General features: G+C 48.0%; 24 protein-coding genes and 1 tRNA gene. 12 read left to right on the top strand and 13 right to left on the bottom strand.

All coding sequences use genetic code 11. The features are described 5' to 3' along the window. The first annotated feature begins 19 nt into the window (after positions 1–19). The gene (hemC, locus tag ACMUEV_RS00680; protein WP_017291233.1) at positions 20–988 is read left to right on the top strand and encodes a hydroxymethylbilane synthase; all 969 of its coding nucleotides are present in this window, start codon (positions 20–22) and stop codon (positions 986–988) included. Here the strand turns inward: hemC and ACMUEV_RS00675 are convergent. Further along, complete coding sequence (locus ACMUEV_RS00675) at positions 985–1,140, bottom strand: hypothetical protein (RefSeq protein ID WP_190652560.1); 156 nt, start codon at positions 1,138–1,140, stop codon at positions 985–987. The two genes, hemC and ACMUEV_RS00675, sit on opposite strands and share 4 nt — an antisense overlap. A 268-nt stretch (positions 1,141–1,408) precedes the next feature. Between ACMUEV_RS00675 and ACMUEV_RS00670 the strand changes: the two genes are divergently transcribed. Further along, a complete protein-coding gene (locus ACMUEV_RS00670) occupies positions 1,409–3,853 on the top strand; it encodes an AMP-binding protein (protein ID WP_190652561.1) in 2,445 nt (814 codons plus the stop codon). Positions 3,854–3,948: 95 nt separating this feature from the next. Continuing rightward, positions 3,949–4,770: a 4-hydroxy-tetrahydrodipicolinate reductase gene (gene dapB, locus ACMUEV_RS00665; protein ID WP_017291236.1), complete on the top strand. Its 822-nt coding sequence runs from the start codon at positions 3,949–3,951 to the stop codon at positions 4,768–4,770. Positions 4,771–4,871: 101 nt separating this feature from the next. On the opposite strand, the gene ACMUEV_RS00660 is transcribed toward dapB, so the two are convergent. Continuing rightward, the gene (locus tag ACMUEV_RS00660; RefSeq protein WP_190652562.1) at positions 4,872–6,068 is read right to left on the bottom strand and encodes a WD40 repeat domain-containing protein; all 1,197 of its coding nucleotides are present in this window, start codon (positions 6,066–6,068) and stop codon (positions 4,872–4,874) included. A 147-nt stretch (positions 6,069–6,215) separates the two neighbouring features. Between ACMUEV_RS00660 and ACMUEV_RS00655 the strand changes: the two genes are divergently transcribed. Both ACMUEV_RS00655 and ispD read left to right on the top strand, forming a co-directional pair. Then, complete coding sequence (locus ACMUEV_RS00655) at positions 6,216–6,977, top strand: pentapeptide repeat-containing protein (protein WP_190652563.1); 762 nt, start codon at positions 6,216–6,218, stop codon at positions 6,975–6,977. A gap of 124 nt (positions 6,978–7,101) precedes the next feature. Beyond that, positions 7,102–7,803, top strand: coding sequence for a 2-C-methyl-D-erythritol 4-phosphate cytidylyltransferase (ispD, locus tag ACMUEV_RS00650; RefSeq protein ID WP_190652564.1), 702 nt, complete (start codon positions 7,102–7,104; stop codon positions 7,801–7,803). Here ispD and ACMUEV_RS00645 read toward each other — a convergent pair. Both ACMUEV_RS00645 and ACMUEV_RS00640 read right to left on the bottom strand, forming a co-directional pair. Further along, a complete protein-coding gene (locus tag ACMUEV_RS00645; protein ID WP_190652565.1) occupies positions 7,781–8,533 on the bottom strand; it encodes a hypothetical protein in 753 nt (250 codons plus the stop codon). The genes ispD and ACMUEV_RS00645 overlap by 23 nt on opposite strands. Before the next feature lie 28 nt (positions 8,534–8,561). Next, positions 8,562–10,307 carry a GAF domain-containing sensor histidine kinase gene (locus tag ACMUEV_RS00640; RefSeq protein WP_017291241.1) on the bottom strand — a complete coding sequence of 582 codons (1,746 nt, stop codon included), beginning with the start codon at positions 10,305–10,307 and terminating at the stop codon, positions 8,562–8,564. A gap of 257 nt (positions 10,308–10,564) precedes the next feature. Between ACMUEV_RS00640 and cobN the strand changes: the two genes are divergently transcribed. Together cobN and ACMUEV_RS00630 are read left to right on the top strand one after the other, a co-directional pair. Further along, the gene (gene cobN, locus ACMUEV_RS00635) at positions 10,565–14,242 is read left to right on the top strand and encodes a cobaltochelatase subunit CobN (RefSeq protein ID WP_190652566.1); all 3,678 of its coding nucleotides are present in this window, start codon (positions 10,565–10,567) and stop codon (positions 14,240–14,242) included. A gap of 74 nt (positions 14,243–14,316) precedes the next feature. Beyond that, a complete protein-coding gene (locus ACMUEV_RS00630; RefSeq protein ID WP_415354726.1) occupies positions 14,317–14,985 on the top strand; it encodes a hypothetical protein in 669 nt (222 codons plus the stop codon). Positions 14,986–15,137: 152 nt separating this feature from the next. On the opposite strand, the gene ACMUEV_RS00625 is transcribed toward ACMUEV_RS00630, so the two are convergent. Together ACMUEV_RS00625 and ACMUEV_RS00620 are read right to left on the bottom strand one after the other, a co-directional pair. Next, positions 15,138–15,500, bottom strand: a complete 363-nt coding sequence (locus ACMUEV_RS00625) for a hypothetical protein (protein ID WP_144056292.1) — start codon at positions 15,498–15,500, stop codon at positions 15,138–15,140. Positions 15,501–15,795: 295 nt separating this feature from the next. Beyond that, positions 15,796–15,867 (bottom strand) — tRNA-Lys (locus ACMUEV_RS00620). Between the two features lie 49 nt (positions 15,868–15,916). Between ACMUEV_RS00620 and cbiE the strand changes: the two genes are divergently transcribed. Next, complete coding sequence (gene cbiE, locus ACMUEV_RS00615) at positions 15,917–17,098, top strand: precorrin-6y C5,15-methyltransferase (decarboxylating) subunit CbiE (RefSeq protein ID WP_190652568.1); 1,182 nt, start codon at positions 15,917–15,919, stop codon at positions 17,096–17,098. On the opposite strand, the gene ACMUEV_RS00610 is transcribed toward cbiE, so the two are convergent. The 3 genes from ACMUEV_RS00610 to ACMUEV_RS00600 all read right to left on the bottom strand — a co-directional run bounded on the left by ACMUEV_RS00610 (position 17,095) and on the right by ACMUEV_RS00600 (position 19,692). Beyond that, a complete protein-coding gene (locus tag ACMUEV_RS00610; RefSeq protein WP_190652569.1) occupies positions 17,095–17,451 on the bottom strand; it encodes a DUF6464 family protein in 357 nt (118 codons plus the stop codon). The genes cbiE and ACMUEV_RS00610 overlap by 4 nt on opposite strands. Positions 17,452–17,548: 97 nt before the next feature. Further along, complete coding sequence (locus tag ACMUEV_RS00605) at positions 17,549–19,060, bottom strand: DUF4335 domain-containing protein (RefSeq protein WP_190652570.1); 1,512 nt, start codon at positions 19,058–19,060, stop codon at positions 17,549–17,551. Beyond that, positions 19,057–19,692 carry a DUF3038 domain-containing protein gene (locus tag ACMUEV_RS00600; protein WP_026149027.1) on the bottom strand — a complete coding sequence of 212 codons (636 nt, stop codon included), beginning with the start codon at positions 19,690–19,692 and terminating at the stop codon, positions 19,057–19,059. Before ACMUEV_RS00600 ends, ACMUEV_RS00605 begins: the two co-directional genes overlap by 4 nt. Before the next feature lie 126 nt (positions 19,693–19,818). Between ACMUEV_RS00600 and ACMUEV_RS00595 the strand changes: the two genes are divergently transcribed. The 4 genes from ACMUEV_RS00595 to ACMUEV_RS00580 all read left to right on the top strand — a co-directional run bounded on the left by ACMUEV_RS00595 (position 19,819) and on the right by ACMUEV_RS00580 (position 22,479). Further along, entirely contained in the window at positions 19,819–20,001 is a 183-nt protein-coding gene (locus tag ACMUEV_RS00595; protein WP_017291287.1) for a hypothetical protein, read from the top strand. Between the two features lie 121 nt (positions 20,002–20,122). Further along, positions 20,123–20,674, top strand: a complete 552-nt coding sequence (psbP, locus tag ACMUEV_RS00590) for a photosystem II reaction center PsbP (protein WP_017291288.1) — start codon at positions 20,123–20,125, stop codon at positions 20,672–20,674. A gap of 4 nt (positions 20,675–20,678) precedes the next feature. After that, entirely contained in the window at positions 20,679–21,335 is a 657-nt protein-coding gene (locus tag ACMUEV_RS00585; protein ID WP_017291289.1) for a nucleoside triphosphate pyrophosphatase, read from the top strand. Positions 21,336–21,450: 115 nt separating this feature from the next. Next, positions 21,451–22,479, top strand: coding sequence for a serine/threonine-protein kinase (locus ACMUEV_RS00580; RefSeq protein WP_017291290.1), 1,029 nt, complete (start codon positions 21,451–21,453; stop codon positions 22,477–22,479). Here the strand turns inward: ACMUEV_RS00580 and ACMUEV_RS00575 are convergent. The 4 genes from ACMUEV_RS00575 to murC all read right to left on the bottom strand — a co-directional run bounded on the left by ACMUEV_RS00575 (position 22,476) and on the right by murC (position 26,171). Further along, complete coding sequence (locus ACMUEV_RS00575) at positions 22,476–22,871, bottom strand: hypothetical protein (RefSeq protein WP_190652571.1); 396 nt, start codon at positions 22,869–22,871, stop codon at positions 22,476–22,478. The two genes, ACMUEV_RS00580 and ACMUEV_RS00575, sit on opposite strands and share 4 nt — an antisense overlap. A gap of 67 nt (positions 22,872–22,938) precedes the next feature. After that, a complete protein-coding gene (locus tag ACMUEV_RS00570) occupies positions 22,939–23,286 on the bottom strand; it encodes a YbaB/EbfC family nucleoid-associated protein (RefSeq protein ID WP_017291292.1) in 348 nt (115 codons plus the stop codon). Between the two features lie 280 nt (positions 23,287–23,566). Then, positions 23,567–24,592 (bottom strand): UDP-N-acetylmuramate dehydrogenase, encoded by a 1,026-nt coding sequence (gene murB / locus ACMUEV_RS00565; protein WP_347277624.1) that lies wholly within the window; start codon positions 24,590–24,592, stop codon positions 23,567–23,569. Between the two features lie 103 nt (positions 24,593–24,695). Continuing rightward, on the bottom strand, positions 24,696–26,171 hold the full coding sequence (gene murC / locus ACMUEV_RS00560) for a UDP-N-acetylmuramate--L-alanine ligase (RefSeq protein ID WP_017291294.1): 1,476 nt from the start codon (positions 26,169–26,171) through the stop codon (positions 24,696–24,698). Positions 26,172–26,957 lie beyond the last annotated feature (786 nt).

The following is a 26,957-nucleotide window of genomic DNA, read 5'->3' as shown; positions in this document are numbered from 1 at the left end:
TACCAACTTTCCGTTAATTATGTCCTCAACTGTTTCTAGCCCAACTCGTACTATTCGGATTGCTTCACGCAAAAGTCAGCTTGCTTTAGTTCAGACTTATTGGGTGCAGGAGCAGTTACAGAAAGCTTTTCCTCAACACACGTTTGAAGTTCATACGATGAACACTCAAGGCGACAAGATCCTTGATGTGGCATTGGCGAAAATTGGGGACAAAGGTTTATTTACCAAAGAACTTGAAGATGGAATGCTCAATGGCACAACCGATTTCGCAGTGCATTCCTTGAAAGATTTGCCGACTCGATTGCCCCAAGGGTTGATGCTAGGTTGCGTGACGGAACGCGAAGACCCCGCAGATGCTTTGGTCGTCCATGAAAAGCACAAGGATAAAGACTTAGCATCGTTACCCGAAGGTTCAGTGATTGGAACTTCTTCACTGCGGCGGCTAGCACAATTGCGGCATCACTATCCACATCTCAGCTTCAAAGATGTGCGTGGAAATGTGATCACGCGATTGGCAAAGTTGGATTCGGGTGAGTATGATGCGCTGATTTTGGCGGCGGCAGGATTGAATCGGTTGGATTTAAGCGATCGTATTCATCAACTCATTCCATCTGACATCTCGCTTCATGCCGTTGGACAAGGTGCATTAGGCATTGAATGTCGTGAAGGCGATACTGAGATTCTTGAAATTCTCAAAGTGCTAGAACATCAGCCCACTGCTTATCGGTGTTATGCAGAGCGGGCTTTCTTGCGAGAACTAGAAGGCGGCTGTCAGGTTCCGATCGGTGTCAATACCAAGATTGAAGGCGACACACTCACCTTGACCGGAATTGTTGCTAGCTTAGATGGCAAAAAGCTTGTGAAAGATAGCGTTTCTGGTGCGGCAGTCGATGCTGAGAAATTAGGAACCGAACTGGCCCACCGAGCAAAAGAGCAAGGCGCACAAGAAATTCTCAACGATATCTTTGCCACAATTAATCGCGGCTAACCCACAATTGCTGCACTAGTGTACTTGAGCGATCGCATCCCTTCTAGATCAGTCTGAGAGGAATGCGATCGCTTTGGTCTGTTGGTATGATACGCTGATTCAGTTTGTTCAATCTTAGCAACATGAGGTGGACTGAGTGTCTGGCTCAGCATCAAACCTTGCAGGCGTTTTTGGCAAATCGGTGATCGCGATTAACACGCTCCATCAAGTTTTCCTAAATTATTCACCGAATGTAGACTAATAGTAATCCAAGATATTTCTATACCCCGGTTGAATTAACGGTTTTAGCCTGCGGGAGATTACTGAGTTAGTATTACGTAAAATTGTTTTGTTATTACAAAGTCTTCGTTAGAATACTGCTAAATCTAAGCAAAATTAGCTAGGGTAAATCGTCAGTCGCAAGCAAAATTGACTTGAACTATGACGATCGATGAAACTCGAAACTCAGTGAGAACGCGCCTTGGAATTGTCGCCCTAAATTCCACAGGCTATCTTGATGCGATATTGACTTGTCTTGAATCCGAAGAAATTGCAGTCCCGCTTAAACACGGAGACGATCACGATCGCATCAATGCTGCAAAAGTCGATCGTGTCTTCACTCCAACCTCCGAAGCAGGCTGGATGAGTCGAGGCTTCAAACCTTCTACGAGTCATGAGCCTGCGGTTATTTCTTTTACATCTGGAACTGAAGGCAAACCAAAAGGCGTTTTACTGACCCACAGCAATTTGGCAGAAGTCGTTAGCCGACTCAATGGCTTGATGCAGGTCACTGATGAGATTCGGGAGTATATTGGCGTTCCGGTCTATCATTCTTTCGGATTTGGGCGAGCAAGAGCGATCTCATCGGTTGGAGGACAGCTTTACTTACCGGAAACAGGCTTCAATCCAGCTGAAATCGGTGCGATGCTGAAACGCGGTGAAATTAACGCGATTTCAGCGGTTCCGAGCCTGTGGCGAGTGTTATTGGCAAATTCAGATTTGATTGGGAATGCGGGCAGACGTGTGCGCTGGATCGAGATTGGAAGCCAGTACATGAGCCGACAGGAAAAAGAAGCCATGAAAGCTCTCTTTCCAGAGGCGCGGATTGTTCAGCATTACGGCTTAACTGAGGCTTCTCGAACAACATTACTCGAACTGCATAACGCTGAGGGAGAAGCACTCGAATCCGTTGGCAAAGCGATCGGCTCGGTTGAGGTGCAGTTAACCGAAGATGGGCGGATTGCCATTCGAGGAGAGCATGTAGCGCAGACTTATCTGATCGAAGGAGAAGAAGCCCCGATTCCAGATGCAGACGGATGGCTGATCACAAAAGATTTAGGAAGTTTGGAGCATGGACTGCTGTATTACAAAGGCAGAGCCGATGATGTGATTAACTGTGGAGGGCTGAAAGTTCATCCAGAAGCCCTTGAGACAAAGCTCTATGAGAAAATTGGGTATACAACCGGGCTGGCAATTTGTCGTAAACCAGATCCAGTACGGGGAGAAGGTTTTTTGGTCGCCGTGACTCCGGCAGTGACGATCGATAAATCTCAACTTCGAGACGCTGTGTTAGAAGCAACTCAAGAGTTTGACGTCAATGCAGGCAATGCGATCGCAATTGTCGAACTCGATGAACTTCCGAAAACAGCAACCGGAAAAGTGCAACGCCGACAACTTGCAGACTGGTATACTCAGCAGACACCAACCGCGACTGTCGAAACAGTCGATCCGAAGCGGAAAAATTACATTGAATCCGCGTTCTGTCGGTTGTTGAACTTGCGGCATCTTCAGCCTGAAGATACGTTTATCTCACTGGGTGGAGATTCGTTGTCGTATGTGCAACTCGCGATGGAACTGGAGCGGCATCTAGGCTACTTGCCACAAGGCTGGGAGCATCTGTCAATCGCCCAGTTAGAAACACTCACACCTGAGAAAAAGGCGTTCAGCCCGATTGAAACTAATATCATTTTGAGAGCGATCGCGATCTTCGTCGTCGTTGCCGATCACGCGGGGCTCATGAATTTCTCTGGGGGCGCATTCCTACTCTTGATGATCGCAGGAGCCAACCTCGCTCGATTTCAATCTGAAGCCTTGGTGCAAGGGCGACTCGTTCAACCCATTCTCTCCCTGCTCCGCAACCTGGTCACGCCTTATCTCATCATTTCCCTCAGCTATCAACTCTGGAAACGGGACTTCGACTTGAGTGTGCTCTTCTTATTCAGTAACTTTGTGAATCCAGAAGTCGCTGCGATTTTCCCAGTGTGGTTTGTCAGTGTGTTAGTCCAAATCATTCTGCTTTTCTCATTACTGTTCACCCTCAAACCTCTGCGACAATTTGCACGAGTCTCTCCTTGGGAATTTGGATTAGCGACCCTAGTTATCGGAATTATTGCCAAGCTTGGAGTAGGCGCGGTTTGGAATACTGCTCACTTGTATGACCGACTGCCCCACATGCTGTTTTGGATGTTCTCGATGGGTTGGATCATTCAGTTCGCTCACACCAAACAACAAAAAGCAGTCTCAACAAGTCTACTCTGGGCACTGGTTCCAATCTTAACTCGTCTGAGCTATGCCTATATCAGTTACACCTATGCCGTGTGGATGGTGCTCGGAGGCACATTACTGCTCTGGATTCCTACCGTTCCAATTCCTCAATTCATCAAATCGCCACTCCAAACTGTTGGAGCCGCAACCTACTATATCTATCTGTTCCACATGATCCTTATCCATATCGTCAGTACTGTCGGACATACCGAGAATCCCTGGGTGAATACAGTTGCAGGTATCTTCGGCGGAATTGCAGTGTGGGCAGGAGTTCAAACCGTACAGTCCTTTCTGGCAAATCGGCGATCGACTCAAGCTGAGATCGATGCAACTGCCCTATAAAATCCGCATGCGGATTCTGTGTCAACCAGAAGAATTGTTTAGCGGGTTGGCAGAATCGCCCCTTAAGATAAGAAAGCTGAGTTTGGGAACATCATATGGCGGGTCGGATTCCAGTGGTCGTCAATGGAGCGACCGGAAAAATGGGGCGGGAAATTATTAAAGCCGTCTCGCAGTCGCCGGATATGAATTTAATCGGCGCACTGGCGAAAAATCCCAAGTATCTCGGAGAAGATATCGGTGAAGTCATTGGTTGCGGAGCATTGGAAGTCCCCGTAACCAACGAATATGAATCGATGATGGCAATGCTCTCTCAAGAAAAAGAGTTGGGAGTCGTCGTGGATGTGACTCACCCCGATGCCGTGTATAACAATGTCAGATCCGCGATCGCGTATGGGGTGCGTCCTGTTGTCGGAACCACCGGACTGAGTGCGGGACAGATTCAAGAATTAGCAGAATTTGCAGATAAGGCAAGTACGGGCTGTTTGATCGTGCCCAATTTCTCGATCGGGGTTGTGCTGATGCAGCAAGCTGCAATTCAAGCTTCTCAGTATTTCGATCATGTTGAAATTATTGAACTTCATCATAATCAAAAAGCAGATGCACCGAGCGGAACAGCAGTTCAAACGGCGCAGATGCTCGCAGAACTGGGTAAGACTTACAATGAGCCGCTTGTGCATGAAACCGAAAAGATCACAGGCGCAAGAGGAGCACAGGCAGAAGAAGGCATTCGCATTCACAGTATTCGCCTGCCTGGGCTGGTCGCACATCAGGAAATCATTTTCGGGGCAGCAGGGCAAATTTATACCTTGCGGCATGACGCAACCGATCGCACTTGCTACATGCCTGGCGTGTTGCTCTCGATTCGGAAAGTGATTTCGTTGAAGTCTTTGGTCTATGGATTGGAAAAGATTATCTAGCTTGCGTTAGGTCAGGTTCCGGCTGCACTCAACTCGTAAAGATCTAGGATCTAGAAGGTTGAGCGCAGTCGAAACGCGAGAATAAACAGGTCTTTTCGACTTTAGCGATCGCATTGCCAAACTTTTAACCCACTCTCAACACTGGTCACTAAGTAGCGACTGTTTTGACTAAATTGGACAGCTTGCCACAGTCCTTGACCTAGATCTGCTTGCCCAAGGCTATTTAACAATTGCCCCGTCTCTGCATCCCAAATTCTCAAAAGATTCTGGCGACGCGCATAATTTCGGTGTTTCGGATGGATATCAACTCGCTGATAGCCTGCGACAAACCATTGACCATCGGGGCTGAGCGCAGCGACATGTGGCGCGCCATCGGCTGGGTCAAGCTGAATTCGACAGCGGATCTCACCCGTTGCCACTTTGCGGATCCAGACCTGCCGACCCACGATCGTTGCAACACGCTGCCAATCTGGAGTCATGTCGAGCCATTGCTCATACGGTGTGAGCCAATTTAAGCTAAAGCGAGCTTCGCCCGTCTTTAAGCTAATGGCTTCGGGGCGCTGTTCGATCTTGAGCAAGCCTTTTCCACTCATGGCGACCGCAAGAATCGGAACATCAGTCAGACAAGGCAAGATGTGAGTATTTTCGCCTTGAGGCAGGTTCCAGATGCGTAAGCTGCGATCGCGTACCGTCAGATCCGCGCGACGACCTAGCCACTCATACTGATTGCAACCACTACTGACCACCATCTGCCCGTCTGCACTAATGGCGATCGCGGTAATGGGGCTGTGATGACCTTTGAGCGTCGTGAGTTCTTCCCCGGTGGCAACTTGCCAAACCTTGATCGTGCAATCCTGGCTTCCGGTGACTAAAGTCTTGCCATCCTGGCTCAGCGCCATTGCGGTAATTGGAGCGGTATGTCCTTGCAAGGAAAAGAGCCGCTGGACCGTGCGCCAATTCCAAATCTGCACCGTATTCGTGAGTTCAGATGGGCTAGTACGGGTGAGAGAACCAACGCTTAAAAGTGTTTTTCCATCAGGATGTAGCGCAATACGTCGCAAAGCATTGCCAGGATTCAAAGTTTGCAGAGCATGTAAAGTGGCTTTTCTAGTGGTGAAATCGGATTGTACTGTTTTCTTAAGAGATGGAGAGATGCGATCGCAATCCGGATCTCCTTCACGTAGCGGGTAGTCTACTGGATCAAACCAAACTCCAGCATCTTGAAACAAATCGGAGACTGAATCAGGAAGGCGATCCAACACAACAGGCATTTCTTCGATCGATGAGTCTTGGAACATAGCTTCTCACCAAGGGGGATCACCGCCAGTGTTCACTCTGAGTCTGATTCGCTCTACGGTGTTACTGATGAACTCTCGTTAAAGTTTTGATAAGGTCTAGCTAGATCTACGCAAAGGGTTTTAGATTTTTGGATTGGAAGGAACGTGATGAAAAAAAGCTGGTTGACGATCGCAGTTTTGACGAATTTATTGGCAGTCTCAGCGCGGGCAGAAAATTCGCAGCAACTTCAAGAATTTCGATCAACCAAGACCTGTTACGGTTGCGATCTCACAAACACGAGTTTGGCAAACCTCGATCTCAGTAATGCAAAGCTGATTAATACCTCATTGTTTGGCACAGATTTTAGAGGCACTAATCTCAGTGGAGCAAATCTCAGCGGGATTCAAGCCGGGGAACTGATCGTGAATGCGCGATCGAGTGAGCGCCGAATTAGTGACTTTTCAGGAGTGAATTTCACAGGAGCCGATATTAGTCGGGCTTCTTTGAGCCGAGCGATTCTCGCCCAAGCAAATTTTACAAATGCGTATCTGCTGAATACGGATTTTGGATCGGCTCGATTAGTAGGCGCAGTGTTTCAAGGCGCAACGTTAGGCAACACATTCTTTGGTGGAGCAGATTTGACAGGTGCGAACTTCACGAATCAGCCGTTGGTTGGGGTGTATCTCAGAAATGCTCGATTAGACAATGCTCAACTCGCAGGAGTCAGGTTTGATTCGAGCGATTTGACCAATGCGGTGTTTAGAAATGCTGATTTGCGCGGAGCTAGTTTTACAAGTACAACGATCGCGAATGCTGATTTTTCGGGTGCAAGACTCGATCCGGACACTGTCGCTCAACTGTGTCAGACAGCAGGCGGCTCGAATACCTTGACGAACACTGATACTCGGGTGAGTTTAGGCTGTCGCTAGGCTGATAAACTGACAACAGCAAATCGATTTTTTGTCCTGATCTGACTCGCCCGTAAGCAAGCAGGCATGAGCAGATGAGGATGCGATCGCCTTATTTTTGTCAGTGTACTTGGATTGAGAGAACGTGTATTTATTAATTCCTGCGGCAGGTTCAGGGCAGCGCATGGGCAGCGCGTGGCAACGCCAGAACAAAGCTCCCCGCAACAAATTACTGCTTGATCTTTTGGGAAGGCCGATTCTGGCTTGGACACTGCTTGCCGCAGAAGCATCTCAGACAATCGAGTGGATTGGCATTATCGGACAGCCGTTCGATTGGGATGACTTTAAAGAAATCGTGAAATCTCTGAAGTTGACTAAACCTGTCCACTTTATTCAAGGCGGCACAACTCGCCAAGAATCGGTTTACAACGGACTTCAAGCCCTGCCGCCCGAAGCAGAACAGGTGCTCATTCACGATGGCGCGCGATGCTTAGCAACTCCAGAACTGTTCGATCGCTGTACGGAAGCCCTGCAAACCTGTGATGGATTGGTTGCGGCAATTCCTGTCAAAGACACGATTAAAGTCGTCTCAGAGGGTCTAGTCGCCTCGACTCCAGAGCGATCGCAATTGTGGGCAGCCCAAACTCCGCAAGGATTTTCGGTGCCCTTGTTGAAAAAATGTCATTTAGAAGGACGCACTCAAGGCTGGGAAGTCACAGACGATGCAGCGTTATTTGAACAGTGTCAACTGCCTGTGCAAATTCTTCCAGGAGAAGAGACGAATTTGAAAGTCACAACGCCGATGGATTTAGCAATTGCGGAATTTATCCTGCGTCAACGGGATTAGCGGCAAACATCGCCTCGATCGTCTTGCCCAATCGGTATAAATCGGTTAGCTCGATCGCTTGAACTCGTCCCGAGTCGATTAAAGGAATCGCGCGATCGTCAGTTGGTTCTCCTCGCAAGCCTGCCGTAATCAAATCCGCTGCACGTCCACTGCCTGAAATCACAATCAAAGGTCGCTGCTGAACCGTGACATTTTGCAAAGCATCTTCCCAAGTGATCTCGCCGCCATTTAACAAAACCGTCACAGAGGGTGCCGACTGCGCAATCTCGGATGCTGCTGCTGCTAACCAGGATGATTCATCGCCCCAATTTGATCCTGGAACGAGTAGGAAATGAGAATGATGTGGCTCTAAGGGTGCAGCCTGTTCTGAGTCAATTGCTTGACCTGGCAAAGTCACCAGCCCAACTGGAGAGATGCCAATCAGCGGAAATGTTCCTTGAATCTGCTGCCGTGCTCGACCCATTAACTGCATGACACCCGTATCCGTTCCACCATCGACGATCGCTGCTTGCCATTTTTGAGCGATCGGGGCAAGAACTTTTACAAACAGTTGCTGTATCAGTTCATAATCAGCAGCACTAATCTTACTGGCTCCGCCAATCACCACCAGCACTGGACAATTGACAGAGATAGACATATCAGCGATCGCTGCTTTCATCTCCTGCAATGATTGCACGGTCGCGATCGCAGCTTCGTGACTTTGAAATTTCACAACAAAGGGGGTTGACATTTCAAAATTTTAGCTTCAAAACAAATATTCAAGCTCTTGGCAAAGGTAAAAAGACGGTAAATTTTGATCCCACCCCGACTTTCGAGTCTACCTCGATCGTACCCCCATGCAGTTCCACTAATTGCTTAGTCAATGCCAGTCCTAATCCTGTCCCTTCATATTTGCGATGGTAGGATGCATCCAATTGTTTAAATTTTTGAAACAGCAGCGATCGCTGCTCAGCAGGAATTCCAATGCCTGTGTCCTCGACTTGCAGAATCGCTGTAGTGCTACTCACTCGCACACGCATGGTCACTTGTCCCTTCTCTGGCGTGAATTTGATGGCATTACTTAGCAGATTGAGGCAGATTTGTTGCACCCGCAGCGGGTCAGCTTGAAATCGAAAATCACGGGATGTTCGCTCTCCCGGTGGTAACAGTTCGAGCGACAATGCGACTTGTTTCGCATCAGCTTTTCCCTGCACCAGTTGAATCGACTGTTGAGCCAATTTTGATAGAGAAACCTCTTTGCATTCCAAAATCATTTTTCCAGCTTCAACTTCCGAGAGATCTAGCAAATCATTGATCAAAGCCAGCAGGTGTTCGCCTCGTTCTTGAATGATTTGTAAGTATTCAATCTGTTTTTGAGGCGTGAGAATGTAGTTGGTATCTTGGAACGCGCGAATCAGCGTGGCTGCCATTCCCAAAATTGTCGTCAGCGGGGTGCGAAGCTCATGGCTCATCGTCGAGAGAAATTCGGACTTGGCAAGGCTAGCCGATTCGGCTGCAATTAATGTGTCTCGCAGTTCTTGAGTGCGATCGATAATTTGCTGCTCTAAGGTATTTTTTTGCTGTTGCAGTTCGCTGTAGAGTTTGGATTGATAAATTGCGATCGCTAAATGTTCAGCGATTCGCTGGAGCAGAATTTTTTCGCGCTCCAGCCATTGTCGCGGATGCTGACATTGATGCACGATTAGCAGTCCCCAGAGTTCCTCTTGAACCATGATCGGCGTGACAAGTTCAGCTTGAATTGAAATGGCAGTAGGCTCATCGAGTAAAGACGCGACCGTTGAACTCTTGGATTTTGTGCTGTTGGCTGCCCAAGTTACAGAATCGCTGTGGCGTTTTTGCAAGTGCTTCAGGCTCGCTGCACTGTACTCATTCATCAAATTGAGAATAGACGGAATTCTATCGCTGCTACGCGCTTCATAAGTAATGCCATCCAGATTTGGCACAGTCGGATCGGCTGTGAGAACTTCGCCATCGATCAGGCAAGAAGGTGCCGGAAAATTGAACTGGTAAATGATCACGCGATCGGCTTCGAGAAACTCACGCACTTGATGCACTGCCGTTTCTAAGATCACGGGCAGATTTAAACTGTGGCGAATCAGGGTCGTGACTTGATTGATCAAGCGTTCTTGTTCAACTTGATGCTGAATTGAAGGGTGCGCAGAGTGAGCAAAAAGTTTAATCAGATTTAAGGTGAATTCGCTTTGATGATCGCTTTGATTTTCTTGCAGCAGGAACGGCAAAGCATAATTGATTTCTTCTAAAAAAGCCGAAATTTGGTCAGGCGAGAACGTGAGATGCAACTGACAGTAATCGGCATCGATCGCATCAGCTTGAATGAGTGCACTAAAGCTCGGTGAAGCTGCCAGGAAAAACCGTTTGGGAGCCTGATTTTCAGTCAGAACGATCGCATCTGTTCCAACTGTAGCTTGTAGCAGATCTACTACTTGGTGAAATATTGCCCAAGACAGGAGTTGACCGACAGAATGGGTTCGGGAGCTTGTCATATCCGGGGAGCGGGCGCAGAGGGTGGTAAAGGAGAGATCGCATCCAAAAAGGAATACCGCGATCTCTATGAGCCTTTCTTTTATTATTAATCTGAATTTGAATGCACTGGAATTTGTAACGCTCTAGTTTATTAGGCAAAGGTATATCTCTGCAATTCTATATAAGTCTTAATATCTGCTCATCTTTCAAGAGGTAGAAATGGCAAAGCTGAAGGAGTCACGATAGAGTAAAAAACTAATAACACTGTGTGATTTTTATGCATCGGATTGCTGCAACTCCTGGCGGTTGGACTCCTGATCTAGAAGGGGTTGTATTTATAGAACAGACTCCCGCGCCGATCGTCATCATGACGGCAGCGGATACAGATATTCAGACTTTAGCAGGGGCAATTTCGCAGTTGCCGACTCCGTTTCCTGAAGTCAGAGGCGTAAATCTGTTACAGCTTCAGCAGCAATTGACGATCGATACTTATGCCGAAGAAGTGTTAGAGCAGGCAAAAGTGATTGTGCTGCGAATTATTGGAGGGCGATCGTATTGGTCGTACGGACTAGAAGTCGTGCGTGAAACTGTGCGGCAGTCGGGGGCAACATTGATTGTCTTGCCCGGAGACGATCGACCGGATTTAGAGTTGATGAGCCATTCGACGGTTCCATTTACTCAAGTGGAACGGGTTTGGCGCTATTTCAATGAGGGAGGCGTTGAAAACTATCGCAATGTGATTCAGCTTTTGGCGCAGCGTTATTTGGATTTTGATCTCAATTCTTCGGTTGCTGAGCCTCAGCCTGTGCCGCGTGTGGGATTGTATCGGGCGGGAGAAAGCTGCCCGTATCGCTCCGTATGTAGTCGGCGCAAGGTAGGAATTTTATTCTATCGGGCGCATTATTTATCGGGTAACACGACGGTAATTGATGAATTGTCAAAAGCATTATGCGATCGCGATCTGTGTCCTGTTCCCGTCTTTGTATCTTCGTTACGCGATCCAGATATTCAGAGTGAATTGCTGAGTTACTTTCAGCCGAAAGAGCAACCGTCAATTGATCTGTTGCTGAATACAACCAGTTTCTCGATCGCGTCGCCTTCTTCAACGGTGCCGGAACTTTGGCAAACTTTAGATATTCCAGTGCTACAAGTGATTTTAAGTAGTGGCAGCGTTGAACAATGGAATGATCAATTACGAGGACTTTCGCCACGTGATACTGCGATCAATGTTGCGTTACCTGAAGTCGATGGACGAATTATTAGTCGAGCAATTTCGTTTAAATCGGTACAGTCGCGGCATCCAGAATTGCAGACTGAAGTAGTCACTTATCAAGCAGTTCGCGATCGAGTAGAGTTTGTCGCAGATCTAGCACAGAATTGGGTGAACTTGCGACGGAGTGAAAAATGCGATCGTAAAATTGCGCTGATTTTGGCGAACTATCCGAGCCGAGATGGGCGTTTAGCTAATGGAGTGGGACTCGATACGCCAGCAAGCTGTATTGAAATCCTCAAAGCTTTACAGAATGAGGGATATTATGTTGAAAACATTCCTGAAACTGGAGACGAGCTAGTAAAGTTGCTAACCACAGGCGTAACGAATGATCCAGAAGCAAGAGAGCTACGCACCATTCATCAAGCATTACCTCTAGCAGAATACACAGCTTACTTTTCAACCTTGCCTGCATCGATTCAGCAATCTGTTTTGAATCGCTGGAATACTGCAACTGAATCATTTCCGATTCCAGGCATTCAACTTGGAAATGTATTTGTGGGCATTCAACCTGCGCGAGGCTATGATCTCGATCCTTCTTTGAACTATCATGCTCCGGATTTGGAACCGACTCATGCTTATCTAGCTTTCTATTACTGGGTACGGCAAAGCTTTGGAGCACATGCGATCGTTCATGTCGGCAAGCATGGAAATTTAGAATGGCTACCAGGTAAAAGTGTTGCACTATCTGAAAATTGCTTTCCTGAAACTGCGATCGCGGCTTTACCTCACCTCTATCCCTTTATTGTCAATGATCCAGGCGAAGGCTCTCAAGCAAAACGTCGCGCTCAAGCTGTGATTTTAGATCACCTGACTCCTCCAATGACCCGTGCAGAGCTTTATGGGGATTTGCAAAAATTAGAAGCTTTAATTGATGAGTACTACGAAGCTCAAGATCTCAATCCTTCGCGATTAGAGCTAGTTCGCGATCGCATTGTCAACTTAGTAGAACAAGACAATCTTCAAAACGAGCTAGCAGGCGATTCTGATCTGATTACGAATACTGATCGCTATCTCTGTGAGTTAAAAGAAGCTCAGATTCGAGACGGACTACATATTTTTGGGAAATGCCCAGAGAATCGGCAGTTGAGAGATTTGATCATTGCGATCGCGCGTCATCCGCAAGCAAATCGGATGGGATTAACTCGTGCGATCGCAGAAGATTGGAACTTAGATTTTGATCCACTCACTGCTGATCCAAGTGATGCAGTTCCAGGCTATCAAAATGCTGGAGACGCGATCGAAGCAATCGAGCTTGAGGCAATTCGCTTAGTCGATCGCTTACTCGAAAATGACATTGCAGAAGGTCATCTTTACACCGCAGAACTTAAGTGGATTCAAAGCTTTCTGCTTCCGGCTCTGCAAAATACGCATCAAGAGATTGGCTATCTCTTACATGGGTTGAATGGGGGCTATGTTCCGGCGGCTCCTTCTGGCGCACCGACCCGCGGACGACCTGAAGTTTTACCAACCGGACGCAATTTTTACTCGGTCGATATTCGAGCAATTCCAACTGAAAGTGCTTGGCAAGTCGGGCGAAAAGCAGCAGAAGCGATCGTAGAACGTTACACCCAAGAAAACGGCGAATATCCTCGTACCCTTGGGCTTTCGATTTGGGGAACATCTACGATGCGAACAGGCGGCGATGACATTGCAGAAGCTCTCGCATTGCTTGGCGTTCAGCCAATTTGGGACGGCGTTTCTCGGCGAGTCGTCGATTTTGAAATTTTACCGCTCTCGTTTCTCGGTCGCCCCCGGGTCGATGTCACGTTGCGAATTTCAGGTTTTTTCCGTGATGCATTTCCGAATTTGATTGATTTATTTGATCAAGCCGTTGCTGCGATCTCTCAACTCGATGAACCCGCTAATCAAAATCCGCTCGCGGCTCAGGTCAAAGAAGAGACGCAAACGTGGAAAGCAACAGGTTTAACGCCTGAGCAGGCAGATCGTCGATCGCGACATCGCATCTTCGGCTCAAAACCAGGCGCATACGGGGCAGGATTGCAAGGATTGATTGAATCTCAAAATTGGGAAACCGAAGAAGATTTAGCACGAGCTTATATTAACTGGAGTAGTTACGCCTATATGAGTTCTAGTGTTGCCCAATCTGCTCCCGAAGCGTTCCAAAATCGATTGAATTCCATGCAAATTGTTCTACAAAATCAGGACAATCAAGAGCATGATTTACTCGATTCCGACGATTACTATCAGTTCCAAGGTGGACTGACAGCGGCAGTTCGGACAAGCCAAGGAAAGAACCCAACAACTTACTTCGGCGATCATTCACTCCCAGAAAATCCAAAAATACGATCGCTCAAACAACAAATTGCGAGAGTGTATCGATCGCGAGTTATCAATCCAAAATGGATTGCTGGAGCAATGCGACACGGTTACAAAGGGGCATTTGAGCTGGCTGCTACGATCGATTTTCTATTTGCGTATGATGCAACAGCTCACTGTGTTGAAGACTATATGTATCAGGGAGTTGCTGAGGCATATCTGTTTGATCAACAGGTTCAGGATTTTATTCAATCTAAGAATCCTTGGGCGCTGCGAGACATGGCAGAGCGATTATTAGAAGCGAATCAACGAGGCTTGTGGCAAAGTGCAGACGTGAAAACACTGGAGCAACTAAAAGCGATCGTACTAGAAGCGGAAGGCACGATCGAAGCGCACATCAGCTAGGTTCAATCTGCCTTTAGAGGGTGGATTTGACCGCTCCCAATCTCAACAATCAAGCATATTGAGATGAGGGTTAAATGATGGCACGATCGCAAGTTCTTTGGTTGATTTGGGTGGGGTTTATTGTTTACGTCCTCTTCTTTGCCCCACCGATTGCAGCCGATACGTTTCAACCGTTACTCTCAGGACACTTGTTGTCGATCAATCCAGTTCTGATCGCAATGTTTAGTCTGGTTGGAATCTGGCTCTTGATCTACAGTTGCTTGATCTTTGTAGATGGAAGAATGCAATCGATACCTGCTTGGGCATTTATGCTAGCCGCGATCGCAACAGGTGTGATTGGTCTCATCCCATACTTAGCACTACGTCAGCCCAATCAATCATTTGAGGGTGAGAAAGATTCCTGGATTGCGATTCTCGATGCTCAGAAAACAGGCATCATTCTCACCATTAGCACTATCGTTTTAGTTGTTTATGCGATCGCTTGGGGAGATTGGACTGGATTTGCCCAAGAGTTTATGACGAATCGATTTGTGCATGGGATGACGCTCGCAAATGGGTTATTTTGTCTTCTATTTCCCTATCCGACGTTGCTAGAGGATGACATGGCACGACGCGGATTGACAGCGGATTCTCAGCTATCTCGGATCGCTTGGATTCCTCTATTGGGTGCGTTGGTTTACTTATGCCTACGTCCGCCAATGCTAGTTCATCGATCGCTGAGCCGCGACGCACTTTTGAAATAAAACATTGCAGCCAACGATTGAGGCAAACTCCTCAACATCTGACTAACTCCAAGCAATACCAATGCGTACTCCACTTCCCAAGTTGTTACAGGTGTTTGACAAAGACTCTGCGGACAAAGGGATATATGTGCAAAGTCTTTGTCCGCAGAGTCTTAAAATTGAGCACCGTTTCTAACTCCAAGGTTGGACGGAGAAAGAATCGGTTGAGCCTCAATGACTACAGTTGGTCTTCCTGGATCTGCTGCTCCTGGTAACTGACCAGGAAATGTTACATGCCTTCTAGCTTGCTGTTGGCATTCCCCATTGTCTGTACACCAATACGTAGGACTGCCATCCTTTGTACATTCAATGAAGTTGACTGACACTCTTTCACAGGTATATCCACCTTTCTTTAACTCGTCCATCTTCGTTCCACTTCCACCGTTGTTCGGCACAGCAAGTGAGGGCATAGCTAACCCAAGCGCCATCGGTAGAGCAAACAGTGCAAGTCCAGAGAGCAGATTCCTTGTGTTCATAGGGTTCTCCTTTTGTCTAGAGGCTGTACTAGTCCCTACGACTCTGTTTTTGATCTTATGCATCTCTCACTTCATTTCTATCTCTCCTAAAACATCAACAATCTGTAGTTAGTTCTCTAGAGCAGATTTAGGACAGTTCTGAGCAGTCAGTGAGATGAGAGGTAAATGATGGAAGAATGCACTCGACACTTGCTTGGGCATTGATACTGGCCGCGATCGCAATTGGTGTGATTGGTTGAATCACTTAGCACTGCATCCGCGCACTTGTAAAATATTTTTTGCAACCTAAAATCGATGGATGACCTGGGACTCGAACCCAGAACCAGCGGATTAAGAGTCCGATGCTCTACCATTGAGCTAGTCATCCGAGAAGTTCTCCTCATATCATATCAGGATTGCTCAAATCAGGATAGGGTATGGACAAGTGGCTCTCGATCGTTGGAATTGGCGACGATGGAATCGACGGAATTTCGCCAGTGAGTCGAACACTCATCGATCGCGCCGAAATTATTTTCGGGGGCGATCGACATTTAGCCATGTTGCCACCCGATTCCCGCCTCAAAATTCGCTGGACTTCTCCAATCGATCATTCGATTCAAAAACTTCTCACCTACCGAGGGCAATCCGTCTGCGTCCTCGCAAGCGGCGATCCGATGTGCTACGGAATTGGTTCAACCTTAGCCCGTCACGTTGACCTTGCAGAAATAACGATCGTACCCGCGCCTTCAGCCTTTAGCCTCGCCTGTGCGCGCTTAGGCTGGTCACTCCAAGAAGTCGAAACGCTGAGCCTTTGTGGGCGCGATCCAGCTTTGCTGAATGCTGTATTGTATCCAGGCGCAAAAATTCTCGTGTTAAGTGCCGATCGACAAACTCCTGCGATTGTTCAGCATCTCCTCAAGCAACGCGGTTTAGACGACAGCGAAATCGTTGTTCTCGAACATCTAGGCGGCACTCAAGAACGAATTGTTCGAGGAGACTTCGAGCATCTCGCTGACTTAAATACGATCGCCATTACTTGTGCTTCTACTCCCTTACCTGCACGAATTCCAGGTCTTCCTGACTCGGCTTATATCCACGACGGGCAACTGACAAAGCGCGAAATTCGAGCAGTGACTTTATCCACCCTGGCTCCGCATCCAGGACAATTGCTCTGGGATGTCGGCGCAGGGTGTGGCTCGATCGCAATCGAATGGATGCGATCCGATCGCAGATGCCGCGCGATCGCAATCGAATCCAACGCTGATCGCCTCAAACTCATCGCCCAAAATGCCAATACCCTCGGCGTTCCCAATTTAAAGATCGTTGCGGGCAAAGCGCCGATCGCACTTCAAGATCTACCCGAACCCGACACGATTTTTATTGGAGGCGGATTAACTGTCCCGGATGTCGTGGAAACCTGTTGGCGATCGCTGCGATCTGGAGGACGACTCGTGGCAAATGCAGTCACTGTCGAAACAGAAGCCAAACTATTCCATTATCAAAGTCAACTCGGTGGAGAACTCACTCGCATTGCTGTTCAAAGAGCAGAAGAGATCGGGAAATTTCTAGGCTGGAAAGCCATGTCACCGATTACACAATGGAGTGTCACAAAACCTTAATCCAACGGACTATAGTGACGGCACCCTTCGCAAGGACCATCTGGATTGACAGCACATCGGACTAACTCCGATCGCGCATTAAATTCACAACTCGCATCTCCCAAAAACCAACGCCCATCGACGAATGATCGCTCGAGTGGGCGTTGAGCTGTTTGGACATAGAGCGCGACTTTATGGAGTCGATAGCGCCCTAATTTGAGTTGGTAGCGATGACGGCGTTCTAAAACGGCATAAGTCTGACCCTCCAAGTCAAGATAGGCTCCGGGCTGGGGCGACCAGTCTAACTGGACATTGCCAAGAGAGCGACGCGGATGGGTCAGAATAACCTCTGTTGGTAGTGAGTCTTGCTCCATGAAATTGTGTTCTAGCTAACGCTTAGAGTTCCTTGATGGTATCGCACTTGAGCAACGACCCGGACTGAGTTTAGATTTTGCAAAGAATTGAGAAAATCTATCTCTTTCTCACGGCTCCATACCAAGGATTGATTTGCAGTACCCCACTGGGTTTGAAAACGACCTTAAATGAAGCTGCCGACTCGGCAGGTGCATTTGGATCAATCGGCTTGCTCAATTGCGGCAAGGGTGTGTTCTTCGCAAACTCATTTGCAGGAGGATTCTCGGGTTGGAATCCGGCGATCGTGCCATCCGGTTTGATACGGACTCGATAGACTAAATCTTTGTCAAACGGTGGTCTGCCTTGCCAACTTTTGTCGATCGCATCATAGAGCTTTGGTTGCAAATTCTCTAAAGTCTCAGCATCAGTCAATTCGGTCGCAGGTGTGGCAGCAGCCGTTGGACTGGGCGATGCCGCAACCGTTGCAGTTGGGCTAGGCGATGCGGCAACGGTTGCCGCATCTGGACTGGGGGATGCCGCAACCGTTGCACTCGGAACAGCTGAAGCAGCATTCGCAGGAGTCACTTCAAGATTGCCTTGTGGTTTGAAAACCACTCGGTACTGTGCCAGTGGCTCAGAATTCGGCGTACTTCCTCCAGGTGGAAGATAGAGCAAATCCAAGAGCGGTGTTTGTTGTCTTGCTTTTTCTAATGCAACTGGCGTTTCAGCTTTAAAGCCGACAATATCGCCATTTCTGGCAACGCCAATTCGATAGGCTAACTCTTCAGTGACCGCAGATTGAGTCGTCCATTTACCGCGAATCTGCTCAGTGACGCGATCGCCCAATGTTTTCAACTCCGCCGCATCGGTAATCGCAGGGGCAGCATTCAGCGCCGTTTCCAGTTGGGTCAGATCGGGACTTGCCGCAGCCGTTGGAGAAGTGGTGGGACTCGGGCTAATAGATGGACTCGGACTCGGAGAGTTGTTGGCAATCGCAGCCGGACAATCGGGCGCGCCCGGACTCAAACATTCCGGAGTTTTCACCCGCATTGTGGGCAGAGAGAAAAAGGCAACCGCTGCCAATGCCAAGCCAGAAATGCCAATCGAAGCCGGAACGACTTGTTTTGCAAGCGGTTCGCCAGAGCGAGCATAGCGTTTCGGTACAGGAGAAAGATTTAGTGACCAAAACGGCAGAGTCTGCGTATCTGCCACAAATTGATCGATCGCTTCAACGAGATCAAATAATTGCACCGTGGTCAAATCCGCAGAGCGTTCTTCACTCGCCGGATTATTCGGATCTTTTCCGACACTGAGGCGGTGATGAGACCGATCGAGACGCTCTAAGGTCACGAAAGAAGGACGATCGCTATACGTATGACGCGGTAAATGAACGCCACTGAGAAACTCTTGAGCATACAAACTCACTGCTGTGACCAGGCTTTCAAAGAATTCACGCCCGCCCTTAAGAGGCGTTTCTTGCCCAGGCAGATGACATTCTGCATTGATTAAAAGCGACATGACCGGGCGAATATCGGCTTGTCCAGTGGCAGTTGGATCAGATAGCCCTTCCAAAATCAAAGTGCAATTCGGCAAACTGTATTGCCGTTGTAGCGTCATTGCATTCGTCATTGCACTTCTCCGTCAAACAAACTAATCCACAGCCGTTGTACACCGGAAGTCCCCGTACAAAACAGCAATTGCTCTAACAAATCCAGCGCCAATTCGTTCAGTTTTTCATCTGAACTATACGCCAAAACTCCCGCCCGCTTGGAATTCATCCGGCTGCGATAATGCGCCCGAAATCGCTCTAGATACTCTGAGAGCCGAAAATGATGATCGGGAGACAGATTCTTTTCACTCAACTGCTGATATGCCAAAAGCAATTGCCGAATCAACACGGTTAAACGACGTGCCAAATAGCAAGTGATCAGGACTAACGCTTTGGCTTCAACTAACGTTAAAGGGCGACGTTGAGCATAGCGACGGAATGGATTCGTCGATCGCATCCGCCACAGCGCCACTCGATTTTTGAGGACTCCGCGCAGGTCAAAATCGTTTGCAACCGCCAAGATTGCCTCTGATCCAGTGAGATCTAACGCCTCGATCGCAAGCAATAACAAATCGATCTGCATCCGGGTGCGACGGGGGCAAACGCCATCGGCAACGGGTGGATCGGGCAGACCATCGAGAATAATCGGAGTTGGGGGAGTTGGCGGAGCAGGTGGGCTATTCAACTGCATTACATTCACGGAGACACTCATTCCTTTAAATTTAGCTAGTCACACTACACGATTTGTCTGAAGCAACCTTATTTCTTCAAGGCTGAAAGACCCAGAATTTGAGAATGCTTCATTCCATCATTCACTGCTCCTAACTACGAATCACGCATGGTAAATTACGAATTGCCAGCATTGTACCGAGAATTTATGACGAATTCGCGGGTGAAGTCTAGCAACGCACCTAGCAAATTCTGTGGGCGAAGTCCAATTCCTGCCTCCGTAGAGTTGCGGGAAGTTGCAACCGATACAATTGCTGAAATCAAAATTTTCCCAGACAGCATTACAGTCTAGCGGACTTCTCGCACAGTGCTGCTCCATTTTGACAAATTTGATCGCAATTCAGCGCAGATTTTTATGAGGGAAGTGGGACAATAGATCTCATTGTTTTGCCCTGCGTTAATTGATTGGATGTATGTTGAAGAATTTCAAACGAGTCGTTGCCGTTTTGCTGATGGTGCTGGCACTGGGTTTGCAGGGCTGTGTGTCTGGCGTGGGTGGACTGAATAGTTTTGTGGATAGCACCGACGGCTATCGCTTCCTCTATCCCAACGGTTGGCTTTCGGTCAAGGTCGCAAACGGTCCTGATGTGGTGTTTCATGACATTATCGAGCAGACCGAGAATATCAGTATGGTGATCAACCCCGTTCCCGGTAAGAAGAAGCTGTCGGATTTGGGCACACCTTCAGACGTGGGATATCAGTTGGGCAAAAGCGCGATCGCTCCGCCTGATTCAGGTCGCAAGGCTGAATTGATCAGCGCTGAGGAGCGTCAGATTGCCGATCGCACCTATTACCTGTTGGAATATTTGGTCACGTTACCGAATCAAGAGCAGCGTCATAATTTGGCAAGTGCGATCGTCTATCGCGGCAAGCTCTACACCATGAATGCGTCTACCTCTGAGACGCGTTGGGAGAAAATGGCTCCGCTGCTGACCAAATCTGTGAAGTCCTTCAAGGTAGATTAGATCGATGCCTGTTCCCTTTGTGCTTGCGTCTGCTTCTCCGGCTCGAAAGCGACTTTTAGCGATGGCTGGGATTCCTGTCATGGTTTACCCGAGCGATTTTGACGAGTCGCAAATTCAAATTACCGACCCCGGACAACTCGTGCAGGTTTTGGCTGAAGGGAAGGCGCGATCGACGATGCGCGATTTGTTCGATCGTCAGGCTGAATTACCGCCTGGTTTTTTCTCTACGCATCCAGGATTGATTCTTGGCTGTGATTCAGTTTTGGCGATTCACGGTGAAATTCACGGCAAGCCGAAAGACCCTGACGAGGCGATCGCGCGCTGGAAAATGATGCGCGGCAATGTGGGCGAATTGTTTACAGGACATGCATTTTTGCAGCCTTACACAACGGAGCAAGGCGCATTGATGCCTTATCCACCGCTCGTCAGAACGCAAGTGACGCAGGTTTATTTTGCAGACATTAGCGATCGCCAAATTGAAGCCTATGTTGCCACTCAAGAACCGATGAATTGTGCCGGCTGTTTTGCCTTAGAAGGACGAGGCGGCTTATTTGTCGAAAAACTAGAAGGCTGTCATACCAACGTGATTGGATTGAGCTTACCGCTCTTACGGCAGATGTTAGCAGAATTGGGATATGACGTAACTGACTTTTGGGCATGAGCCGAGTTTAAAGATTTAGCGTGATCCGGAGCGAGCGCCCCTAAACTAGAAGAACACAGAGAGACAATAGGTTAGAACTCTTACCGAAGTCCTTCGAGATTGGCGCTTATCCAGCATGACGTTACCTGTGAATTCTTCAAGGCATGAGGCGAGTCCAGAACAACGTTCTGATGATCTGTTACACGATCGATATGCGATCGGACGGGTGCTGGGACGCGGTGGCTTTGGAGTCACATATATAGCGCGAGATATGCAGCTGCCGGGAAGACCTCGCTGTGTGATTAAACAGCTCTGTCCTAAGGTTCAAGATCCCTCTGCCCTGAAAAAAGCACGTCAACGCTTTGAGCAGGAAGCGAGAACTTTAGCGAGATTGGGCAGCCATTCTCAGATTCCCCAATTGTTAGATTACTTCGAGATTGAGGGCGAGTTTTATCTCGCTCAAGAATTCGTCCGAGGTCGCACCCTGGCTCAAGATGTCCGTAAGTCAGGCGTTTGGTCAGAACAGGCGGTGAAACAGTTTCTAAAAGAATTTCTGCCGCTCCTGCATTACGTCCACCGACAAAAGGTGATTCACCGCGACATCAAGCCGTCTAATATTGTCTGGTGTAAAGAAGATGGACGCTGGGTTTTGATTGATTTTGGTGCAGTGAAAGAACGCTGTGTTGCGCCGGATTACTCTGAGCGATCGATGGCAACTCATTTTGTCGGCACGATTGGCTTTGCGCCTCCTGAACAAATTGCCATGCGTCCGACCTATGCGAGCGACCTCTATGCGCTCGGTGTCACTTGTCTCTATCTCATGTCGGGCAGAATCCCCAATGAGCAAGATTACGACCCCTACACAGGAGAATTAAATTGGCAAAATCTGGCGCGGGTGAGTGATCATTTTGAGCGAATTCTGGACAAAATGCTGAAATCTTCAACGCACGATCGCTTCAAATCAGCCGATGAGATTTTGCGAATGTTAGAACTCGAAGATCACTTAGAAACGCTCCGCCCCTGTTTGAGTCATTACCCGTTATCTCAAGCTGAACTGGAACCGGAAAACCTGGAATTTGTTTCACCCTTGGTCAGAACCGCCATCGCAATTCGAGCGTGGCAAGCTCGCCTTGCAGCCAGACAGTCACATGAAAAAAACCGTTAAGGGGTAAGCAACGATCGCCGTTTCATGAACTTGACTGCCATCACAATCGATAGAAACGCAATACAGCAAGCAACGGCAACGAATGTCTCCCGTAAATCGGGTGAGACAACGACAATAAAGCCTTTTCCTTTAATCAAAGCTGCAAAACTTGAAACACAAAAAGGCATCAAATAGAGCCGTAAGGTTTGCCAACTGCGCAGTTTTGCCGTCTGGGAAGCAACACTGAAAACCAGACCCGTTCCAATCACAGCGCTCATCCCAATCGAGTTGATCCAAATAGCAGGGGCAGGATCGAAATGAAACGAAAGCGTCACAAGATACCAAATGAGATAGCACCAAAGCGCCGCTTTCCCGACTTTGAGTTCAGCCAGATAACCGATCAACCCTTTCATAAACGCTAAAAAACCGGACTATCAACTCATAGTCCGGTTTCATGTAAAGATCTGTCAAACCGATCGCTTAACCTAAGCCAGGCAGATTTAACCCACCCGTCAAGTCTTCCATCTTCTCGCGCATCGTTGCCGTGGATTGTTCATAAGCCGCACGAGTCGCAGCGAGTACGAGATCCGACAAGGTTTCCGCATCTTCTTTCAGCGCGTCTGGTGAGATTTCAACCTTCAGTGGCTCCTGATTTCCACTCATTGTCACCTTGACAAGACCGCCGCCTGCCTCGCCTTGAATCTCCATTTGTTCGAGTTCTTCTTGAAGCCGTTTTGCGCCTTCTTGAACCTGTTGAGCCTTTTTAATTGCGTCGGTCAATTCGCGCATTTTGCCCAGACCGAAGCCAAATCCCTGTCCTTGTGACATAACGTTTTAGTGAATAATGAGTGGATATTGTCGCCTGCTCAACCCGAACAGGGCAACAATCAAACAGATTTAATTATGACACCGGGATGCAAATCCGACGCACTCTAGCTGCGCCAATCTGATTAGGGATTTCCCTACTCAAAAGACCTAAATTTTATCGATCGTGGGATCTCGACGACTCGCACCATAATCGATCGAATGGGGAAATAGAGAGCAAGCTGAGTTTAGGTTCTCTCCATCTCCTCATTCCCCACCTAGATCTGAGATTCCAACCCAACAATCAGAACTCACCCAACATTTTCACTTCCGGCTCCAGCAAGAGCGACCATTCCTGATGCACTCGTTGCTGCACATGATGAATTAACTCAAAAATGTCAGATGCAGTTGCACCGCCACAATTTAGAATAAAATTCGCATGTCGTTGCGCCACCTGAGCACCACCGATCTGATGTCCTTTCAAGCCTACCTGCTCAATTAACCAACCCGCTTTGTACGCATCGGGATTGCGGAATACACTGCCGCAACTCGGTAAATGATAAGGCTGAGTGTTTTGTCGCTGCTGCTTATGATTTGCCGTCACTGCATTCACCGCCGTTGGATCAGCCCCAGGCTGCAATTGAAACGTGGCGTATGTGACATAGCGCGAACTGCCTTGCAGAGCAGACGTGCGATATTCATACTGTAACGCTGCAGGTTTTAGCACCTGCAGCGTGCCGTCTGGCAGCAAGATTGTCGTCTTGACCAGAATCTCGGAAATACTGCTATTGTGCGCGCCAGCATTCATCACAACGGCTCCGCCCACCGTTCCTGGAATCCCAACCGCCCATTCAAAGCCTTGCCATCCGCGATCGGCAAGCTTCCAAGCCAATCTCGGCAATGGCTCACCCGCACCCACGGTTACCTGACCCGTCGCATCATCAAACTCAGTCAATCTCAAATGCCGAGTCGAAATCACAAGCCCTGGCAATCCAGCATCGCTGACTAATAAATTTGAGCCAGCCCCTAACATCGTCACTGGAATATCCTGAGCATGCGCCCATTCTAAACTCGCTTGTAATTCTTCAGTTGTGCGGGGGGCAGCGTACCATTCAGCAGGACCACCGACCCGGAAAGAGGTCAACGAAGCGAGAGGAACATTGGCTTTTAGCACAGCGTCAGTACCAGGGAGCGGAAGAGTGAGTATCTTGCGTGCAGGTTTTGCAGTGGCTTCACTAGACGAGTACGGAGTGGCAACCGAGCTAGACTTGCGAGAGAAATCGGAAATAACGGGTGAATGAACAGTCCGGGAATCAATAGAGAGTGTCATAACATTGTCACAGGTAAGCTTAAACCTGAGACCCTTACCGCAATGTAATCAGAAATCACGGTTCAGATCTCACATTGCATTCAACACAACAAACACGAAGTTTCTAGGAAGCAGCTTTCTCAACTCGTTGTTGAGCCGCCATGACGTCTGGAATGATTTGATTCAAGTTTCCAGCTCCTAGAAAAATTGCTAAATCTCCCGGCACAAGAAGTTTGTTCAGGAAATCGCCCATCGCAGGTAGCGAGGGTTGGTAATGCACGCACGAATGATGTGTTGCGACAAGATCAGCAAGGATCTGACCGCTAATTTCGCCTGTATTGACTTCTCCAGCGCTGTAAATATCACTGAGAATCACGACATCAGCATCTCCAAAAGACTCCGCAAATTCCGCTAAAAACGTTTGAGTGCGGCTATAGCGATGCGGTTGGAAAATGGCGACGACACGACGACGCGGCGATTGCTTGCCAGCTTGCAGTCTTGCTGCCTCTAGTGTGACCCGTAATTCACTGGGATGATGCGCGTAGTCATCAATAAATAAAATGTCGTTAAAATCACCCCGGTGTTCAAACCGCCGCCGCGCACCTTCAAACGGCGCGATCGCGGCAGCAATCGTACTAAATTCCAATCCAATGAGGCGACCGACCGCGATCGCAGCCAGCGCGTTACTCAAATTGTGTTGTCCAAGCACTCGCAGCTTGATTTCTCCTAACACCTGCCCCCGTTCCCACACTCTCGCCGTCGTTCCATCCCCTGCATACTGGATTTGATCCACGGTGTAGTCTGCCTTTGTCGCCGGATCGAGACTGTACGTAATGTTGGGGGGAATGCGATCGCGAACTGTTTGACAATCGATCGAGCCGACTGTGACTTGACACTGGCTGGCAAACGTTTGAAACGTTTGAACGACTTGATCCAAATCGCTATAGTGATCGGGGTGGTCTAATTCTGCATTCGTGATGATGCCAATATAAGGTGCAAATTTAACCAATGAGCCATCTGACTCATCCGCTTCTGCAACCATGTATTCACCCCGTCCAATCCGGGCATTTCCTTGCCAAGCCTTGACTTCTCCACCCACAATGACCGTCGGATCAAGCTTCGCATTGTAGAGCATGTAACTGATCATGCTGCTCGTCGTTGTTTTCCCATGCGTTCCAGCGACGGCGATACTGCGATACTCTCGAATTAACGCAGCAAGGAGATCCGAGCGATGAAAAATTGGACATCCTAGCTCTAGCGCCGCTCGATATTCAGAATTTGTAGGATTAATCGCCGTTGAGCAAATCACTTGGGGCAGATCCTTGACGGGTGCAGGCAATGTGACAACATTTGCACCAGCGGCAACGGGTTGAGCAAGCTGTGCTCTGACTTGATAATGATCCAAATTCGACGCATCTTGTCCGATGAATATCTGCGCGCCCAAGCTTCGCAGTCGTTCAGTAATGTGGCTGGATCTGAGATCCGAACCAGAAACAGGTAACCCACGGTCTAACAAGACATAAGCTAGGGCTGACATTCCAATTCCACCAATGCCGATGAAATGAAATGGTCTGCCGCTGAAGTCAACGGAACTCAGCATTTTTGCTCCTTAAACACCACACCAATGTCACGCGCTATCATATCAAGGATCTTCTATTACCGATACGGTAATAGAAAACATTTTGATAGCAAATCTGCTTATCTAAATCGAGTCCATTTAGAACAATTCAAAATAATTTTAGTTTGAACGCTCTTAATTGGGGAGTTTGAATCAGAACAAGCTGTAATCAACGAGATACAAGTCGATCTGCTCCAATTCCTGACAGAATTCAACTTTTTAATAATTGAATTGCAATCCGCAATCTGTCAACAAATTCAAGCCTAAATTGTGTACTTCTAAAGGTACTAAACGTTTGTGAGAAATGCTCTCAACTTTTTAGCCAATTTGCATCGATTCTCAACTTGATCGTGATTTAATTTTGTACCTTTTTCTTCAATCTGCTCCATTTCTCAAGTTTTTCACCATACGACAGTTGTAGAGTCGCTACAGATTTTGCCACAACTATTTTGAATTGGCATCTACTCTTTAGATTGCCTAGGGTTCCCCGCAAGTCAGAAAGAACACAAGTATTGGTAAAGACTCAGATTAGATTCAGGGCTGCATTCAACAGATGGCTGATGCACAATTTTTTTGCACAGCCAGAAACATGTTTTTGCTTCTCAAGCGAATTGTGGTCGTTCCCAAGTTCACCGATTGCCCGATCGCCCATTCATCTCAGCATGCTTCAGGGATCAGTCGCTGTGACTCATTTTTCGTGCTTGTCACCATCTGTTGATCCCAGATTGATTTTGAGTTGAGATGAGCGCATTGTTTTACGGTATGATG

This window comes from Leptolyngbya sp. FACHB-1624 (assembly GCF_047649235.1).
Classification (GTDB): Bacteria; Cyanobacteriota; Cyanobacteriia; order Leptolyngbyales; family Leptolyngbyaceae; genus Leptolyngbya; species Leptolyngbya boryana.
Note: the sequence above shows the minus strand (reverse complement) of the source record. Positions and strands in the feature narration are given on the sequence as shown.

Coding starts and splice junctions, on each gene's coding strand:
- ACMUEV_RS00585 (WP_017291289.1), top strand. CDS start 20,679: ATGCCTGTTCCCTTTGTGCTTGCGTCTGCTTCTCCGGCTCGAAAGCGA.
- ACMUEV_RS00600 (WP_026149027.1), bottom strand. CDS start 19,692: ATGAGTGTCTCCGTGAATGTAATGCAGTTGAATAGCCCACCTGCTCCG.
- ACMUEV_RS00645 (WP_190652565.1), bottom strand. CDS start 8,533: ATGTCAACCCCCTTTGTTGTGAAATTTCAAAGTCACGAAGCTGCGATC.
- ACMUEV_RS00670 (WP_190652561.1), top strand. CDS start 1,409: ATGACGATCGATGAAACTCGAAACTCAGTGAGAACGCGCCTTGGAATT.
- ACMUEV_RS00605 (WP_190652570.1), bottom strand. CDS start 19,060: ATGACGAATGCAATGACGCTACAACGGCAATACAGTTTGCCGAATTGC.
- cbiE (WP_190652568.1), top strand. CDS start 15,917: ATGGACAAGTGGCTCTCGATCGTTGGAATTGGCGACGATGGAATCGAC.
- ACMUEV_RS00575 (WP_190652571.1), bottom strand. CDS start 22,871: ATGAAAGGGTTGATCGGTTATCTGGCTGAACTCAAAGTCGGGAAAGCG.
- ACMUEV_RS00610 (WP_190652569.1), bottom strand. CDS start 17,451: ATGGAGCAAGACTCACTACCAACAGAGGTTATTCTGACCCATCCGCGT.
- hemC (WP_017291233.1), top strand. CDS start 20: ATGTCCTCAACTGTTTCTAGCCCAACTCGTACTATTCGGATTGCTTCA.
- ACMUEV_RS00625 (WP_144056292.1), bottom strand. CDS start 15,500: ATGAACACAAGGAATCTGCTCTCTGGACTTGCACTGTTTGCTCTACCG.
- ACMUEV_RS00640 (WP_017291241.1), bottom strand. CDS start 10,307: ATGACAAGCTCCCGAACCCATTCTGTCGGTCAACTCCTGTCTTGGGCA.
- dapB (WP_017291236.1), top strand. CDS start 3,949: ATGGCGGGTCGGATTCCAGTGGTCGTCAATGGAGCGACCGGAAAAATG.
- ACMUEV_RS00660 (WP_190652562.1), bottom strand. CDS start 6,068: ATGTTCCAAGACTCATCGATCGAAGAAATGCCTGTTGTGTTGGATCGC.
- murB (WP_347277624.1), bottom strand. CDS start 24,592: ATGACACTCTCTATTGATTCCCGGACTGTTCATTCACCCGTTATTTCC.
- ACMUEV_RS00580 (WP_017291290.1), top strand. CDS start 21,451: ATGACGTTACCTGTGAATTCTTCAAGGCATGAGGCGAGTCCAGAACAA.
- ACMUEV_RS00570 (WP_017291292.1), bottom strand. CDS start 23,286: ATGTCACAAGGACAGGGATTTGGCTTCGGTCTGGGCAAAATGCGCGAA.
- ACMUEV_RS00630 (WP_415354726.1), top strand. CDS start 14,317: ATGATGGCACGATCGCAAGTTCTTTGGTTGATTTGGGTGGGGTTTATT.
- cobN (WP_190652566.1), top strand. CDS start 10,565: ATGCATCGGATTGCTGCAACTCCTGGCGGTTGGACTCCTGATCTAGAA.
- ACMUEV_RS00595 (WP_017291287.1), top strand. CDS start 19,819: ATGGTAAATTACGAATTGCCAGCATTGTACCGAGAATTTATGACGAAT.
- ACMUEV_RS00675 (WP_190652560.1), bottom strand. CDS start 1,140: ATGCTGAGCCAGACACTCAGTCCACCTCATGTTGCTAAGATTGAACAA.
- ACMUEV_RS00655 (WP_190652563.1), top strand. CDS start 6,216: ATGAAAAAAAGCTGGTTGACGATCGCAGTTTTGACGAATTTATTGGCA.
- psbP (WP_017291288.1), top strand. CDS start 20,123: ATGTTGAAGAATTTCAAACGAGTCGTTGCCGTTTTGCTGATGGTGCTG.
- murC (WP_017291294.1), bottom strand. CDS start 26,171: ATGCTGAGTTCCGTTGACTTCAGCGGCAGACCATTTCATTTCATCGGC.